At 46.6% G+C, this 17,264-nt stretch carries 15 protein-coding genes and 1 pseudogene; 9 read left to right on the top strand and 7 right to left on the bottom strand.

Annotated elements, in window-relative coordinates:
• Positions 1-112: 112 nt before the first annotated feature.
• From U9M73_RS06105 to U9M73_RS06135, 7 genes are all read left to right on the top strand, one after another.
• Entirely contained in the window at positions 113-967 is an 855-nt protein-coding gene (locus tag U9M73_RS06105) for a carbohydrate ABC transporter permease (protein WP_323076557.1), read from the top strand.
• Positions 968-1,002: 35 nt separating this feature from the next.
• Entirely contained in the window at positions 1,003-2,532 is a 1,530-nt protein-coding gene (locus U9M73_RS06110; RefSeq protein WP_323076558.1) for an extracellular solute-binding protein, read from the top strand.
• 56 nt (positions 2,533-2,588) lie between these two features.
• Positions 2,589-4,661, top strand: a complete 2,073-nt coding sequence (locus U9M73_RS06115; RefSeq protein WP_323076559.1) for an alpha-glucuronidase family glycosyl hydrolase — start codon at positions 2,589-2,591, stop codon at positions 4,659-4,661.
• 33 nt (positions 4,662-4,694) lie between these two features.
• Positions 4,695-8,213 (top strand): glycoside hydrolase family 2 TIM barrel-domain containing protein, encoded by a 3,519-nt coding sequence (locus U9M73_RS06120; protein ID WP_323076560.1) that lies wholly within the window; start codon positions 4,695-4,697, stop codon positions 8,211-8,213.
• Between the two features lie 131 nt (positions 8,214-8,344).
• On the top strand, positions 8,345-8,470 hold the full coding sequence (locus U9M73_RS06125) for a hypothetical protein (protein ID WP_323079071.1): 126 nt from the start codon (positions 8,345-8,347) through the stop codon (positions 8,468-8,470).
• A 310-nt stretch (positions 8,471-8,780) separates the two neighbouring features.
• Positions 8,781-9,245 carry an NUDIX hydrolase gene (locus U9M73_RS06130; RefSeq protein WP_009223322.1) on the top strand — a complete coding sequence of 155 codons (465 nt, stop codon included), beginning with the start codon at positions 8,781-8,783 and terminating at the stop codon, positions 9,243-9,245.
• A gap of 74 nt (positions 9,246-9,319) precedes the next feature.
• The gene (locus tag U9M73_RS06135) at positions 9,320-9,847 is read left to right on the top strand and encodes a GrpB family protein (protein ID WP_323076561.1); all 528 of its coding nucleotides are present in this window, start codon (positions 9,320-9,322) and stop codon (positions 9,845-9,847) included.
• 210 nt (positions 9,848-10,057) lie between these two features.
• Here U9M73_RS06135 and xerS read toward each other — a convergent pair whose 3' ends face one another.
• The 6 genes and pseudogenes from xerS to U9M73_RS06160 all read right to left on the bottom strand — a co-directional run bounded on the left by xerS (position 10,058) and on the right by U9M73_RS06160 (position 14,302).
• Entirely contained in the window at positions 10,058-11,128 is a 1,071-nt protein-coding gene (xerS, locus tag U9M73_RS06140; protein WP_009223324.1) for a tyrosine recombinase XerS, read from the bottom strand.
• A gap of 262 nt (positions 11,129-11,390) precedes the next feature.
• Positions 11,391-11,999: a hypothetical protein gene (locus U9M73_RS06145; protein ID WP_036643841.1), complete on the bottom strand. Its 609-nt coding sequence runs from the start codon at positions 11,997-11,999 to the stop codon at positions 11,391-11,393.
• A gap of 15 nt (positions 12,000-12,014) precedes the next feature.
• Entirely contained in the window at positions 12,015-12,533 is a 519-nt protein-coding gene (locus U9M73_RS06150) for a hypothetical protein (RefSeq protein WP_323076562.1), read from the bottom strand.
• Between the two features lie 91 nt (positions 12,534-12,624).
• The gene (locus tag U9M73_RS22150; RefSeq protein ID WP_407673972.1) at positions 12,625-12,918 is read right to left on the bottom strand and encodes a helix-turn-helix domain-containing protein; all 294 of its coding nucleotides are present in this window, start codon (positions 12,916-12,918) and stop codon (positions 12,625-12,627) included.
• Between the two features lie 84 nt (positions 12,919-13,002).
• Positions 13,003-13,490: pseudogene (locus U9M73_RS22155) on the bottom strand (AraC family transcriptional regulator); the annotation flags it as partial.
• Positions 13,491-13,519: 29 nt separating this feature from the next.
• Positions 13,520-14,302 carry a class I SAM-dependent methyltransferase gene (locus U9M73_RS06160; RefSeq protein WP_323076563.1) on the bottom strand — a complete coding sequence of 261 codons (783 nt, stop codon included), beginning with the start codon at positions 14,300-14,302 and terminating at the stop codon, positions 13,520-13,522.
• Positions 14,303-14,486: 184 nt separating this feature from the next.
• Here U9M73_RS06160 and U9M73_RS06165 point away from each other — a divergent pair, with 184 nt between their 5' ends.
• Positions 14,487-14,618 carry a DUF6254 family protein gene (locus U9M73_RS06165; RefSeq protein WP_232282204.1) on the top strand — a complete coding sequence of 44 codons (132 nt, stop codon included), beginning with the start codon at positions 14,487-14,489 and terminating at the stop codon, positions 14,616-14,618.
• A gap of 73 nt (positions 14,619-14,691) precedes the next feature.
• Here U9M73_RS06165 and U9M73_RS06170 read toward each other — a convergent pair whose 3' ends face one another.
• The gene (locus tag U9M73_RS06170; RefSeq protein WP_323076564.1) at positions 14,692-16,854 is read right to left on the bottom strand and encodes a 5'-nucleotidase C-terminal domain-containing protein; all 2,163 of its coding nucleotides are present in this window, start codon (positions 16,852-16,854) and stop codon (positions 14,692-14,694) included.
• 208 nt (positions 16,855-17,062) lie between these two features.
• Here U9M73_RS06170 and U9M73_RS06175 point away from each other — a divergent pair, with 208 nt between their 5' ends.
• Positions 17,063-17,242 (top strand): small acid-soluble spore protein H, encoded by a 180-nt coding sequence (locus tag U9M73_RS06175; RefSeq protein WP_036646017.1) that lies wholly within the window; start codon positions 17,063-17,065, stop codon positions 17,240-17,242.
• The last annotated feature ends 22 nt before the right edge of the window (positions 17,243-17,264 follow it).

The following is a 17,264-nucleotide window of genomic DNA, read 5'->3' on the forward strand; positions in this document are numbered from 1 at the left end:
TAGAATTTTCAAAGAACAAGCTGGAAATTTGGAGGCTGTTTTCCATCCCCCGGGGGGATGGAAATGAACCTAAAAGAGCTTTTTAAAGATACTATACGAGGGAGGCAAGGGAATGCATACGCATCCAACCAAGTTGAGCCGACTGTTTGACGGTTTCAATTATGTGCTGCTGGGGCTCGTGGGACTGGCGATGTTTTTGCCGTTTGTCTATGTGCTGATCACTTCTTTTTCAAATCAAAATGTCGTATGGCCCACGCAATTCTCCTTGGAACCCTATCGGTATATTTTCTCAACTCAAACGTTTATACGAAGTATCGGAGTATCTGTGTACATTACCGTTCTTGGGACGTTTCTTAGTTTGCTGACCACGGCGTTGATGGCCTATTCGCTGTCGTTTAAGTTTTTGCCGGGGCGGAGCGGGATATTGCTCATGGTGCTGTTCACCATGGTGTTTCAGGGAGGAATGATCCCAACCTATTTTGTTGTGAAAAATCTTCATATGCTCGACAGCACCTGGTCCTTAATGATTCCAGGGCTGATCAGCGCCTTTTATCTGATTGTCATGCGGGATTTCTTCTCAACCGTGCCTACGGAGCTGATTGAATCGGCTAAAATCGACGGCGCGCATGAACTAACGGTGCTGTTACGGATCGTACTCCCGTTGTCCCTGCCAGCCTTGGCTGCCTTTGGGTTGTTTTATGCTGTAGGCATCTGGAATCAATACTTTAATGCCATTTTGTACATCAATAAACCGGATTTATGGCCTGTTCAGGTCATTCTTAGACAGATCGTTATTCTCGCCTCTGCTGGCTTAGGGTCAGGGGATGGCGGTGAAAGTGTGGCCTATTATGGCCAAGGCGTTAAAATGGCGGTCATCGTCGTCTCGACGCTGCCGATCATGATTGTGTACCCGTTTCTGCAAAAACATTTCGCGAAAGGAGCTCTGCTAGGTTCGGTGAAAGGATAATCGGCAGAGATCTTAAAAAGGGAGGAAACATAGATATGTTGCAAAGACCATTGGGTTGGAAAAGCTGGAGCCTCGGGGCGCTTGCCCTTATTCTGGCTGGTTCGCTGCTTGCGGGGTGCGGCTCCAAGCAAAACACCGCAGATTCGAGCAGCAGCGCCGCATCGAGTGATCAGCCGCTGAAGATCAAAATGACATTGAACTTTGATGGCAAAGAGGTTCCGCCAAAGGATAATGAAGTCGAGAAAGCGATTGAGCAATATACGAATACTGATCTGGACATCACCCATATTTCAAGTAACGATTTCTGTACCAAGCTCCCGGTGATGATCGCTTCCGGCGAACTGCCTCAGGTTCTTGCCAGCTGCGGTGCACCAAATCAATCCTATCTTATTACGGCTGCCCAAAACGGCGCCTTCTGGGATATTACCGATCTGATCAAGGAGTACAAAAATCTGTCCTCCATGCCGCAGCTTGTCTATGACAACGTCTCGATTGACGGCCGGTTATACGGTATTCCGCGTTTCCGTCCAGTCTCCCGGTACACTTCGGTATTCCGCCAGGATTGGCTCGACAATCTCGGGATGCAGCCGCCGCAAACCATTGATGAGATGTACCAGGTCCTCAAAGCATTCACCGAGCAGGATCCGGACCAAAACGGCAAAAAGGATACGATTGGCTTAACGGCGATGATCTCCAACACTTCGCTGTCGTTTGACCTTGGTGTTGCCTTTGGTGCGCCAAACAACTGGGGCGAAGTAGACGGGAAGTTCGTGAAGGCAGAAGAGACACCGGAGTATTTGGAATATCTCAAATTTATGAGAAAGCTCTTTGATGAGGGCTTGATGAACAAGGATTTTGCCACGATTGATGTAGGCCAAAATGAAGGGAACTTGGAAAATGGCAAAGCGGGCGTGATTAACGCTACGACCAATAACGTATTAGGTTTCCAAACCCGTGTCGAAAAAGTAAATCCTAAGGCAAAGCTCAATTTTGTTAGCGCTTTAGAAGGGCCGGACGGAAGACGGGTATCCGCAGACCGCGGCTCCAACGGGATTCTGATGTTCCCGAAATCCAGCGTCAAAAATGAAGCAGAACTGAAGCAGCTGCTCACCTTCTTTGACAAGCTGGCAGATAAGCCCATGGCAGATCTGCTGGAATGGGGGATTGAAGGCAAGCATTACGAAATGAAAGATGGCAAGCCCGTTCGCACGAATCAAGAGCAGTACGACAATGAAGTATCGTTCCCTTACAATAAACCGCTGGTGACCGTTCCATTAACGGACATCAAAACTCCTGGTGATTTGGATCCGATCTCTGAGAAAGTGCTGCAGGTCGAGAAGGACAATGAGCAATATGCGATCAAGGATCCGACCATGAGCTTAGTGTCTGATACATGGGCAGAGAGAGGCGCAGAGCTCACGCAGATTCTGCTGGATGCCAAAGTTCAGTTTATTATGGGGAAAATCGATGAAAACGAATGGAAACGGCAAGTCGAGAAGTTCAAGCAATCTGGCGGAGACAAAGTGGCTGAAGAATATGCGCAAGCCTTCGCCAAAGCTCATTAATCAAGGAAACTGCGGGATGAGTGGAAATCGGAAAAATGCTTTGGAGGGAAATACTCATGGAACTTGAGGCGCAAAAACGACAAGCAGATCCTTGCTGGCTGCGATATGCGGCTGTGGATCACCCGGAAATGTTAGAGCAATACCAGAAATGGTGCAGGGAGCTGGTCACGCCTACAAATCCAAGTCCACTTCTGACAAGTGTGATCTACGAGCTTCAGAAGGGGATGGAATCGATGTTGCATATGAAACCTCAGTGGGCCCACGATCCCGCCGAAAAATTCTCGGTATGGCTTGGAGTCAGAGGACAATCGGATCAAATCGACGAAGCGCTAGCCCCGCTGGCTGAAGCATCCGAAGACAGTTATGTGATCAAAACGTTGTCTCAGGACGGAAGGAAACACCTGCTTATTGCAGGTGTTTCTGAGCGGGGTGCCTTATACGGGGCTTTCCATCTGCTGCGCCTGATGCAAATGGGGGAATCGATTGAAGCGTTGAATATTCAGGAATCTCCCGATAACGGTCTGCGGATGATCAATCAGTGGGACAACCTGGATGGCAGCATTGAACGCGGGTATGCGGGAGGCTCTATTTTTTACAAGAACAACGAGATTCAATCGGACCTGACTCGCGTGCAGGAGTATGCCCGGATGCTAGCTTCTACGGGAATTAACGCCATCGCCATCAACAATGTGAATGTGCATGAGCGTGAATCATGGTTAATCAAGCAGCCAATGTTAGCCGAGGTGGCGAGAATTGCGGACATCTTTCGGAAATATGGGATCACCACCTTTCTCAGCATCAACTTCGCCAGTCCGATCGTAGTGGGACATCTGCCAACCGCCGACCCGCTAGACGAGGACGTGATCGCATGGTGGAAAAAGGCAGCCGATGACATTTACGAGGTCATTCCCGATTTCGGTGGTTTTCTGGTCAAAGCCGATTCTGAGTCCTGCCCTGGTCCGTTCACCTATGGCCGGAATCACGTCGACGGAGCCAATATGCTGGCCGAAGCGCTGAAGCCGTATGGCGGCCTGGTCATTTGGCGCTGCTTCGTCTATAACTGCTTCCAGGATTGGCGAGACCGTACAACCGACCGGGCCAAAGCAGCTTATGACCATTTTAAGCCGCTGGACGGACAGTTTGAGGACAACGTGATTTTGCAGATCAAAAACGGTCCGATGGACTTTCAGGTTCGAGAGCCGGTATCGCCGCTGTTTGGTGCCATGCCGGATACTAACCAGATGCTGGAGCTGCAAATTACCCAGGAATATACGGGTCAAGCCAGACATGTCTGTTATTTGGTTCCGCAATGGAAGGAAGTCTTTGCGTTTGATACGTATGCCCAAGGTGAAGGCTCCGAAGTCGCCAAAATCGTATCCGGTTCGCTTTATGGACGGAAGTTAGGTGGTGTAGCGGCGGTTTCCAATATCGGCGAAGATTGGAATTGGACAGGGCATGTATTGGCTCAGGCCAATTTATACGGGTATGGGCGATTGATTTGGGATCCCAGCCTGTCCGCAGAGCAGATCGCTCGAGAATGGATTGCTTTAACGTTTGGCAGCGGGTTTAAAATGACGGAAGTCATACTAAACATCTTGATGAACTCGTGGCAAACCTATGAACAATATACAGCCCCGCTTGGCGTAGGATGGATGGTGAACCCCAATCACCATTACGGACCTAATGTAGATGGATATGAATACTCCAGGTGGGGGACGTATCATTTTGCAGATCGGAACGGCATTGGCGTGGACCGCACCGTGAAGTCGGGCACGGGCTATACCGCCCAATATCATGAGCCGAATGTGAGCCGCTATGAATCGCTGGACACGTGCCCGGATGAACTGCTTTTATTTTTTCACCATGTCCCTTATACTCACAAGCTGCATTCCGGCAAAACGGTGATTCAGCATATCTATGACACCCATTTCGCCGGTGCTGAGCAGGCGCAAAACTTCCTTGATGCATGGTTGACGCTGGAAGAGCAGATGGATGAAGAGGCGTTTGAGAACGGACGAAGTCGTCTTCTAGAACAAGCGGAACATGCCCGGGAGTGGCGGGATCAGATTAATACGTATTTTTATCGTAAATCCGGAATTCCGGATGAGCAGGGGCGAGCGATTTATTAGTTTCATGAATAAATGGGAAAGAGAGCAGACGGGATGAACTCAAAAATTCTATTTAATGATGGATGGACTTTTGCCAAAAGTAGTCTGGATCCTTCCGCGGTCCAACAAGCGGCGATGGCAACCGAGGTTCAAGAGACTCTTAATCGTTCGGAGCTGCAGGGGCTCACCTTTGTACCCGTGGATTTGCCCCATGATTGGCTGATCTATAACACGCTTAACCTTTATGAGAACAGCATCGGTTGGTACCGTAAAACCTTTGTTTATTCCGGCAATACGGAAGAACAGGAGGTTGCGCTCGCTTTTGACGGCGTGTATATGGATTCGACGCTCTATGTGAACGGGAAGCGGATCGGGGAATGGAAATACGGTTATTCATCGTTTGAACATGAGATTACTGAAGCGCTTGTGCCTGGGGAAAACGAAATATTGGTTAAAATCGTTCATTTAAGTCCCAACAGCAGGTGGTACTCCGGTGCGGGGATCTACCGTAGTGTTTGGCTGAAGACCCGAAGCCGCAGCGCTTATATCGTAACGGACGGGATCTATGTTTCTACCCGCCGTGAAGAGCAGGAATGGCGTATGGAAATCGAGACGGAGCTGCGACTCGGTCCAGACCGACATCAAGAGTTTGTGCTCACCCACACTCTGTTTCACAAGGGGGATGTCGTACAAACATCTTCAGCAACGCTAGTTCCTGCAGTTGATCCTGGGATGCAAAACGTTCAAACCCTGAGGCTGACTTCTCCTCGGCTTTGGAGCCCAAATGAACCTCAGTTGTATACGCTCGTTACGGAGCTGTCCCTACTTACGTCCGGGGAGAACGCAGGGAAGGAAGAGCGTTTAGTTATTGAAAGGGTGACCCAATCCGTTGGTTTCCGTGAAGTGAAGATGGATCCAGACAAGGGCCTCTTCATCAATGGAGTTCCCATGAAGCTGAATGGTGTCTGTGAGCACCATGATCTTGGGGCATTGGGGAGTGCCTTTAATAAAGAGGCGCTACGTCGCAGATTTCGTCTGTTGAAGGAGATGGGAGTGAATGCTGTCCGGACCGCTCACAATATGCCTACCCCAGAGTTGATGGAGCTTGCGGCTGAGATGGGACTGTTTGTCGTATCAGAAGCGTTTGACATGTGGGAACGATCGAAAACGATGTATGACTACTCCCGTTTTTTTAAGGAATGGGCCCAACGGGATGTAGAGAGCTGGGTCAGACGTGACCGAAATCACCCCAGCCTGCTGATGTGGAGCATTGGGAATGAAATCTATGACACGCATGCGGATGAAAGAGGGCAAGAAATCACCCGGATGCTGATGGAAGAAGTGCATCGGCACGACCCTAAACATAACGGGAAGGTGACCATTGGCTCGAACTACATGCCTTGGGAAAATGCCCAGAAATGCGCGGATATCGTGAAAGTTGCCGGATACAATTATGCGGAGAAATACTATGAACGCCATCACGCCGAACATCCGGACTGGATCATTTATGGCAGTGAGACGTCTTCGGTGGTGCAAAGCCGGGGGATTTATCACTTCCCGTTGGAGCAGTCGATTCTGGCTGATGACGATGAACAATGCTCTGCATTAGGTAACAGCCCAACCAGCTGGGGGGCAAAATCAGCGGAGGCTTGCATCTTGGCTGAACGGGACACGCCTTTCTCTCTGGGACAATTTCTGTGGGCAGGGTTTGATTATATCGGGGAACCCACCCCTTATCATACGAAAAACGCCTATTTCGGTCAGCTGGATACCGCGACTTTTCCTAAAGATTCTTATTACATTTATCAATCGGCATGGACGAACTACAGGGAGCGGCCGATGGTTCATCTCTTTCCGTACTGGGATTTTAATCCGGGTCAATTGATTGATGTCCGTGCCTGCTCCAATGCACCGAAAGTCGAGTTGTTTTGTAACGGGATCTCCCAAGGAAGCTTTACGATCGATCATCAGCATGGCCTTGAGCTTGTCCCCACCTGGAAAATCCCTTATCAGCCCGGTGAAATTAAAGCGGTCGCTTACGATGACCAGGGCGAAATAATAGCGACGGATGTACAAAGGTCCTTTAAAGATGCTGCACGCATCAAGCTCAAATCCGATAAATCATTCCTACTGGCCAACGGAACCGACCTGACGTTCATTGAAATCTCAATGGAAGATGAAGATGCAAATCCCGTGAGAAATGCGAACAATCGAGTAACCGTTGAAGTCGCGGGAGCCGGGCGGTTAATTGGATTGGATAACGGAGACAGCACGGACTATGATCCTTACAAGGGCACGAGTCGGAGATTGTTCAGCGGAAAAGCGATGGCCATCGTAGCAGCAAACACAACACCAGGCACGATTGTCGTGAAAGTCAGCTCGAAAGGGATGGAGAGTCAGAGCATTACTCTTAAATCTCGGTCGGTAGATCCGGGTTCCATCACAGGGATTTCCGCTCAATTTGGAAACCGCGAGCTGCCTTGCGTAGTGGGAATTCCGAGCGAAATTCCTGTGCGAAAAATTGAGATTATTTCTTTAGCTGGACAACAGCTGACTGCCGAGCATCCTGAAATCCAACTGGAAGCCAAGCTTTACCCAGCGAATACCTCCTACACGGAAGTGGAATGGAGCGTGGTTAATGATGCGGGCATACCATCTAACCTTGCTCAAATCGAGGCGGATGGGCATCGGGCTAGACTCCGTGCTTTGGGGGACGGGCGCTTCCGCGTGCGTTGTACGAGCCGCAACGGTACGGACAAAATTAAGCTGATCTCCGAGTTGGAGTTTCAAGCAACAGGGCTGGGCGAGGCGCAGAAAGATCCGTATAGCTTTATCTCGGCGGGACTGTACGATTACAGCTTCGGGGAGATCGGAAACGGCAATGAAAGAGGCGTGGCTACCAGCAGAGATGGGGAATCTCGGATCGGCTTCCGGAATCTTGATTTTGGGCTTCAGGGGTCGGATGAAATCACGCTGCCGATTTTTGCGTTGACCAGCGAGCCTTACCTGATTCAAATCTGGGAGGGGATGCCTGGGGAAGAGGGCAGCGAACAGATTGCAGAAGTCATTTACCAGAAGGAAACGCGGTGGAACGTGTATCAGGAAGCAACATTTCGTTTGAATAAGCGCCTTCGCGGCATTACTTCAATTTGCTTTGTGCTGAAGCAGAAGATTCATCTCAAAGGGTTCTCATTCACACGCCAAAATCGGGCTTTGCTACGGAATGCGGCTGCGGATTGTGATCATATCTATGGGGACAGCTTCCGAATCGAAGGGAACAACGTAGAAGGGATCGGAAATAATGTATCACTGGAAATGAAGCAGCTGGATTTCGAGGGAGAGGGCGCATCAAAGCTGTTGATCTGCGGTCATTCACTCATCGATAAAAATACGATCCATGTGCAGTTCACAGCAAATGGCAAAGAAAACCGGCAGTTGATCGAATTTACACAAACCGACGGGTACGAGGTCAAGGAATTCCCATTAAATCGCGTGACGGGCGTTCAGGATGTAACGTTTATCTTTTTGCCGGGCAGCAATTTTGATTTCAGTTGGTTTCAGTTTGTGAAGTAAAAATGGTTATTGGGGGATATAGGCGACGAGAAATTCGAATGAAAGAAAAGGAGCAAAGTGAGATGAAAGTCAGTAAGGATTGGAATACAACGAAAGCGAACCAACCGCCAGTGAGTGTCATCGGCTTAGGTATGTTGGGTTCAGCTCTTGCCCAAACGTTCCTGAAGGAAGGTCATCCGACGACCATATGGAATCGTACAAGGCGATATATTGGCCGGTCGAGTGATCGTAAATCTCACCAACACAGAACTCATTGATATCGTAAGCAACATAAGTATCATGGCACTTCAAAATTTCAAGAATCTCCTTCGTCGACAACCCAAGCTCTATATAAATTTGGATGGTTTTGATTCGCTTAATATCAGCCTCGTCGAATTCCCGATAATCATTTAATCATTATCTAAACGCTTTCCTTTCCATTGAAGTAATCCAAATTCTATTATATAGTATCATTACTAATCAATGGATCTAGGACTTCATTTTCTTGGGCTTAGGCTTGTAATATGATCTCATTTTTACAACCGATCTCTTTGATGAGAGCGGAGGGGAGGGGAGAGGGGATTTAAAATGACCGAGTACGTTAAGAAAATGAGAAAATTAATTGGACATGAACCGTTACTATTATGCGGTGCAAGTATTATTTTATTTAATCAGTTAAATCAAGTTCTAATGCTAAGAAGAAGTGATAATGGTTGCTGGTGTTTTCCAGGCGGAGCTGTTGACCTAGGTGAAAATACTGAATATTCGGTTCGAAGAGAACTGTTTGAGGAGACCGGTTTAAGTGTAGAAGAATTGAGTATTTTTGGTGTTTTCTCAGGAAAAGAGTTGCACTATATTTACCCTAATGGAGATGAAGTATATATCGTCGATATTGTTTACTCTAGCAATAAATTTTATGGAGAAATAAACATTGATAACGAAAGCAGAGAATACCGATTTTTTGATATTGAAGATATACCTGCCGAAATTAGTCCTCCCGTAATGCCAGTTGTAAATGAGCTAAAGAGAAGAAACCGGTCAAATAATGTGTAATCATTCCATAAAATAGGCATCCGTAAGTTTCTCACTTATCGCGTGTAATTCCTATTTTTACAGAGGTGATATTCATGACAAACAAAGTCACACTCAGTAACTATAGTGACCTTTGGGCACAGGAATTTGAGAAAGATCGTAATCGCATTCTGGCTTTGCTCGGTGATAAGGTGAAGCGAATTGAACATGTAGGTAGCACTTCAATTCCTGGCATGGCGGCTAAGCCGATTATAGATATTGCGGTGGCGGTAGATCATCTTTCCATTATCGATGATTGTGCGATCGCACTACTTAACCAAATCGGCTTTGAATACGTACCAAAAGAGGATTTCCCCAATCGTATGTTCTTTCGAAGGGGCGAATGGGGGAACGGCACACATCATCTACATGTGTACGAATATGAAAGTGAGGAATGGAAGAACATTATTTTCTTCCGGGACTATCTAGTCAAGTATCCCGACGTTGCCGTTAAATACTTGAACTTAAAACGTGAAATGGCGGAGATCTGTCCTGACCGGCAAACATATACGTTGTGCAAGGCACCGTTTATTCAAAAAATACTTGCTCAAGCGAATGAAGAATGCAACAACACGCAGCAGTAACTAAAAGGAGAGGGAGACTTCTAAATCTCTAATCTTGCAGAGAGTTTTGATTCCTCGCCAAGTTTTTGAAGTGGATTTAACCTAACAAGGAAAGGGCTTTTATTTAACTTATATACATATGTACAAAATACGGGTTTTGTGAAAAAGTCATACAGAAAAGACCGCAGGAACTGTTTTGACTGTTTCCAACGGTCTTGTTTCCTTATGGTCCTACTTGTCCATATTATTTACGGCTTTACGCATCTCTTCATCCGTTAAGTGCGTGTAAATCATCGTGGTTTGAATCGATGCATGGCCTAATTGATTTTTCAGTCGCGGCACGTCGTTATTCTCCTGGTGATAACGCGTTGCGAAGGAATGGCGTAATGCATGGACGGTCAAGGCAGGTTTGCCAAAAGCCGTTGCGTACTTCTCAATCAGTTTCTCAATCGATCTTGGCGTTAATCGCCGGTTTTTGCCTTTACGTCCGATCGGCGCACCCATAAATAAATATGTTTCTGATTTTTCCGGCTTATACCGCGCTTCGCGAATTTTGATATAATTTTCCAGATCTAACTTCGCTTGTTCGCTAAAATATACATATTGCTCTTTGTTGCCTTTGCGAATGACCCGAACCAAGCCTTTGTTCATATCGAGATCTTCCAGGTTGATGCCGGCCACTTCGGATAATCGCAATCCGGATCCTAGTATTAAGGAAACGATGGCCGTATCCCGTTCGCGGTTAAACTCGTGGAATTGAAATAATCGTTTATTCTCGCGGTTTTGCTCACCAAAATCATAAGCAACAAACTGCCGGAACAGTTCAAAATCATCGGCTCGTAAAATTTTGCCTTCAATCCGATTCGCGATCGTTTCCTGACTTTCTTTCAGCGCATTAAATTCAATCTTGGCCATAACATTTCGCTCAAGATAAGGCTTAAGATCAGCGGTTTCGGCTTTATTCTGTAAATAATCAAACAGCGATTTAAGTGCTGACAGCTTCCGGTTGATTGTTAATTTGGAGTTGCCTAATTGATATTCCAGGAACGTCAGAAAGCTTTCGATTTCTCGAACCGTTAATTTTTCAAGCACGGACAGTTCAACATCTTTACGGCTGGGAGCTGCGAATCGTTCAGCCACGAGCCAATCAAAGAAAATGATGTAATCATGACAATAATTCAGTAACGTGGTATGCGACAGTTTGCGTTTGCGCGTATCGATGAACTCGGTCACGTACCAAGGCAAATCCGTTAATTTCTCATCAATTCGGCTCATATAATGAGCTTTCGTGGTTTTATCCATGTTGAACGCGCACCTCCTGTTTTAAGAATAATCCATATCTATTTATTCGTCAAATTATTATTTTACGTAATATTAAATTTTCTGCAGCGAACTTTTGCGCGTATCATTACAGCCCCCTCAAGTATATTTAATGAGCCTTCTTTCGCTTCTGACGAGGCTTCGGATTCTTTACAGTTTGCTTTTGCTGTTATTCCAAAGTGAATATTTGAGCATTTTAATAGCCCCACCAACCAGTTAAGATTGACAGGGCTATTTTCTGAATCTACTTTAGTAAATCAACTATATCTCTGACAATTTCATCCTTTTTATATAAGAACCTATCAATAGTTGAGAAAAATAGTTTGTTTGAACTCTTGGGGATGATTTGAATTGGTTGTTTGAATAGTAACATTATATAAAGGGAATTACCTTTAGCAATTGGAATATTCTTCTCGTAAAGCCCTCTATAAATCTGCTCTGTAACTTCTGGCATATATTGGTCCGTAAATTTCTCCATGTAGGCTTTAATACCGTAATCAGGCCACCACCACAACGTAAATGCGTTCCATACCCTTTCAGCTGTGTGGAAGACGGAATCATTTCTAAACAGACTTGCATAGTCATCTCTGAAATGAAGCGTGTCTAGAGGATTGTCCATGAATTGTTGCTGTTCATACTCCTTCACAATCGTATTCCAACAAGCCTTTAAAGCAACGATAAAACTTTCTGGTTCAAGCAACTCTTGTTGATCTAAAATTAAGTATCTGCCTGGAAAAATCTCTTTTCTCCCAAAGTAGCACTCATAAATGTTTTCGATGTATAATAGAAAATTCATATCCATAGGGGATATGTTACTTATTTGCAATTGTTGATATTTTCGAGAAATAGACATGTTAAAAACTGATCCCTATAGTACATGGTGGCACGATCCACTAAAGAGCCCCGAAGCATCTCTTGCCGTCCCACTTATGCTAACACTATAAGTGCCACTTGGTAAACCCAATTCCACGTAATCGCCGCACGCTTCACCAAATACGCCGCTGCAAGATATCCGTATAGAATCGTAAAATACAGGAACACCATTTTGATATCTTGATATTGTCAAAGAGCCTGTAAAAACATGTGCTGTGGAAAAACGAGGATTTATCTCCCATCTGACTGCCCCACCCGCACCAAAGACTGAATCTAAACGAGCATATCCTCCATCTCCAGAACAAGTTGTAAGTGGCTTGAACTGCCCATCAACATTATCCACAGTATCATCAGCACACACATAATTACCTTCGACAGTAATACTTTCAGGAAGTGATGCAAAGTCTTCTGGAACTTCAACCTGCGCTGTATTTTCATTGAGATTAAACGCAAAAGTATGAATTGGAACTAAAAACAAAAAAACAAGAAGTAACCCAGCGACTTTTTTCACCATTCTATTTCCTCCACTTTTAATTTTTATATTTTACTCTTTTTATACCATATATTGCTATATTAGTCAAATAATATAGACAAACCATTCTGGTTTAGTGTCGGTGGAACTGCCTATCCAGCAGCAAAAGCGGCGGAATGGAATACCGAAATGCAATATCTGCGACTTCTGTCGGCTCGGACAGGATTAGGCGCCTTGCTTCCTGAAGCCGGAGCTGCTTCTGAAATTGAATGGGCGTCATCGCAACAATTTCCTTAAAATGTCGATGGAACGACGGGACACTCATATTGGCGAGAGCCGCTAGGTCCTCAACGCGAAATGCATGTTGAAAGTGATCCAGAATGTATTGAATGGCTTTTTTGATCGACAAAGTCCGCCCCCCGTCCATAACGATGCTTTTCAAAGAGTCATCGTTCTCCCCATGCAACGCTCTGTACACGATCTCTTTCGTATAGAGCAGAGCGAGTACGGGAATGTCGTCGGGGGTGTCCAGCAGGCGAACCAGCCTGACGACAGCTTCCAGCATAGGGACGTCGAGCTCGTTAACATAGATCCCGCATTGGCAGAGCTCTTGGAGATGTCCTTTAATTCTTCGGTATTTAGCAGATCTACAACTAAACCGGGAGTAAACTCAATTTTACATGTCAAACTGGGGGCTTCCTTAGAGCCGTCGATCGTTTCGAAAACCGTCGGCAGATCCATCGAGGCAACGAGGTAGTTCGAGGGCCCGAAATAAATGCGGTTGTTCCCAAGGATCGCGGCTTTTGTTCCTTGAACGGCAATGCCGATCGATGGATTGTAGATTCGGTATGGAGGCCCTGTCAACGTAGAATAATGAGGTCCTGAATAACGAGCAAGATAGAGATTCGGAATCTTCGTGACAAGATAACCATCCCTATCGGTATGACGATCAACCAGTTCGGCTAGCTCTTGTTGCAATTCATTGAGTTGTGCAGACATTAGACTCTCCCTTGTAACTCATGTATAGATTAGGATTTGCATCCGATATAGAGAAAATGCTGGCTGGTCCCGATCAGAAATTCATCTTGGCTCAAGCGGTAGCCGATTTCAAGCCATTTTTGATATTCCGACTCATCGAGTTGGTTGATTTCAACTTCTTTACTGCCTAAAATATTCTCAACTCCGGCAAAGATAAGCTCCGTCAAGCCGAAGCCTGCCATCAAGTTTTTCGCTTCATGATATCCTGAGAAATAGGCCGTGGTAAACCCTTGCGAAACTTGATTTACACCATGATCTAAATAGCCGAGCAATTGATCAACGGAATCAAATAGCCGCAGTTGGGACAAATAATCCTGAAGCGGGGCGTAATTCGAGATAAATGTGGCAACAAGAAGGCCGTTCGGTTTTAAACGGTCAAGAGCTTCCTCCACCGCCTTCTTCCGATCCTTCTCCTCCACCAAATGATACAACGGCCCCATCAGCAAAATAACATCAAAGTCTCCCTGAATCCCGCTTAAATCCAAGGCGTTCCCATGAATATAGTCCTTCAAAGTAACTCCTCGTTCCTCCGCTTTCGTCCGAGCCACCTCGAGATGTCGCTTGGACAAATCCAGCAACGTGACCTCATGCCCCTGCTCAGCCAAATAAATCGAATATCTGCCAGGCCCTCCCCCGATATCCAATACGCGTAATCGCTCGCCGGTAATGTATTCGTCGAAATAACGCCTTGTTATGTCATACTCGATTCGATGTCGAACTAACCGTTCCCATTCGTCATATTCCGTATCGTACCATCGCTCGATTTCTTCCATTTCCGATGCCCCCAAACCTGAGAATATTGAAAAGATTATAATCCCTATTCCCCGCAAACACCACAGCAAATATCGCAAGAATCGCCTCTCCGCAGGGGTGAATATTTCGTCTGGACGCGTCCCAAACTATCGCGGAGAAACGTTCATGTTCTTCACCGCACGAATGAAAGGGGATTGTTGATTTATGACCAAATCCAAACGATCAAAAATTAATGCCATGAAAAGTCGAAAGCAAGCGCAAAATCCACATGGTCCTATCAAATCATTGGAAGAACTGGCGGAAGAATACGATCAAAATCCACCACGCAAATCATAAACGGTTATACGGTTAAAAAATACCACCGCCTAACCAGTAACTGGGCTAGACGGTGGTAAACATTTGTGCAAGATTATTTCAGCGCGGATTGAATCAGCAATACCAGGTTGCTGCGCGTCACCTTGGCCTCGGCGGCAAGTCCAGCCAGATTGGCTTTTTTGCCGGAGAGAACAGCAATCGCTTCGGCAGCTTGTTTTGCGGTAAGCGTGCTTTTTGGTTGGAACGTTTCTTTACTAAGCACTTCGAGCGCCCCTGCTTTCTTGAGGGAACTTACCGCAGGCAGAGCCCAGCTTGGCACTTCCGAGATGTCGGTATATCCCGTGTCTTCAGAAGATTCCGATACCTGGAAGGCACGGCTGATCATGACCGCAAATTCAGCACGAGTTACCTCGGCTTGCGGTCGGAAGGTTCCATCCCCATATCCTTCAACAATGCCGGCAGCTGCAGCTTCATTGATAAGCGAAGCATTGGGATCTCCGGAAATATCCGTAAATGCAGGCGCTTCAGGGTTTGTGCTTGGGCCTGCTGGCGTACCTCCAGCTTCAGCTGGCAATGGAGCACCTTTCAGATCGGTAATCCGTCCTTGAGTGGTGGCTTTAACCGTACCCACTTTGTCGAGATACTCATGGAACACTTCATAATCCACGAGGTTCAGCTCATAGAACCGACCGTCGTCCTTCGCTTGCTTCATCGAAGCGTAAAAATCCCCGCCGCTCGCCATAAACGAGTTCGTCGCCACAATGTAGTATGCTTTCGGATCGATATCGGAGTAGGTTCCACCTTCGTTTTGGATTTGGACTTTCACGATGCGTTGTCCGGATTGCGTCTTCTCACCGGTCACATCGTCGATCACTTCACCCGGCTTCGTCGAATCGTAGTAGAAGCGCAAGCCCGAAACTTGCGGGAACCGCCCTTCCCCATTTTCGACACCGCTCACACCGTTCTCCAGTGCAGCCACAATTTCAGCGCCTGTCATCTTCAGTGCCGTTAAATTGTTCCCGAACGGCATTGTGGTGAGCAGATCACCCAGGGTAATATCCCCAGCTTTAATCGAAGCACGAATCCCGCCCCCGTTTTGGATGGTTACATACCCTTTAACATCAGGCACTTTGACGATGCTCATGACCTTCGAGCGCATGCCATCAGCGATCAAGTCACCAAGATTCGTCTCTTGCTTACGTACGCTGCCGCGTTCGCCATCCAAATCCGTTTCGGTCTTCCCGATCACCGTTTTCTTCAGATCTTCTAGCGGAGCAGCATATTCCTTCAGCTTGGCTTCCGCTGCGGCATCGCTCTTAATCAAAAAGTTGCCGGCATCATCTTTGGCATCCAGGGCAATTAACTCGCCTTTCCAGGTGGTTAATTTTCCGTCGTGATCAAAGGTGACATCCAGTTGGCCTAAATTTTGGTTATATTCGCCTGTCTGCACGATCAACGTTGGTTCTTCATCGGCATGATGGACTTCCGGGGCATTCAGAACGGTATGGGAGTGCCCCCCAACTATAATATCGATCCCATCGACGGCTTCAGCCAGTTGTTGGTCAACGGTATATCCTAAATGGGACAACACAATGATCTTGTTGATCCCTTCGGCTTCCAAAGCGTCGACTTGCTTCTGCGCGCTTTCGACTTCGTCAGCGAATTTGATGTCAGGACCAGGCGAGGATAACACGGAGGTTTCCGGCGTAGTTAAGCCAATGATCCCCACTTTCTCCCCGGCAATTTCCTTAATCACAGCCGGGTAAATTTGACCAGGCTCTCCCTTGCCTAGCTCGGAATGGCTTAACCCCTTCAGGTCTGCATCCGCACTAAAGTCCAGATTAGCGCTGACAAACGGGAACTTCGCCTGCTTAATGAACTCGGCTAAGGTACCTGGTCCTTTGTCAAACTCGTGATTCCCAAACGTCATGGCATCATACTTCAGCTCGTTCATAAAGAACAGATCGGCCAATCCGTTGAATTGATTGAAATATAACGTTCCCGAAAATACATCCCCCGCATCCAGCAACAACGTGTGATCATTTCTTGCTGTGTGAATGGCCGTCACCCTGCGAGCGATGTTATCCAGGTGCGCGTGCGTGTCATTGGTATGTAGGACGCGCAGCTCGAAGTCCTTGGCCCCTGTGCTTCCGGATTCGGCCGCATTTACGGGCAGCCCGACTGCTCCAGAAGCAAGCCCGACAACGAGGGTACTGATCGCCAGAAACTTGCCGAAAGCTTTGTTTCTCCAAACCATTAATCCGATTCCTCCTCTACCATTTTTTGATATACTACTCTATTAAATATAAGTAGAAGAGTTTTTAAAGTAAATCATTTAAACCAAATTAGCGATTAAAATTTACAATTTTATGCGTTTCACGTCATGAAGAGAATAAAACCAGGGGGAACCGGGTATTTTATGATCGGCAGGAAGACTGAACTACATGACAATAGGAGGTTATCCGATGGACAGTCAACGCGCTAAAGAGATTGTCGCTTCCCCTACCATGGTCAACGTAACCTACGATGGCGAACCGGTTTACATTCAACACGTGGACGAAAAGAAAGAAACCGCACGGATCTATCCGTTAGGTCAACCGGAGAACGAAAAAGAAGTACCCTTATCCCAACTGAATGAACAATGAAAATAAAGGCAGAAGGCTCTTT

Source organism: Paenibacillus phoenicis, from assembly GCF_034718895.1.
GTDB lineage: Bacteria > Bacillota > Bacilli > Paenibacillales > Paenibacillaceae > Fontibacillus > Fontibacillus phoenicis.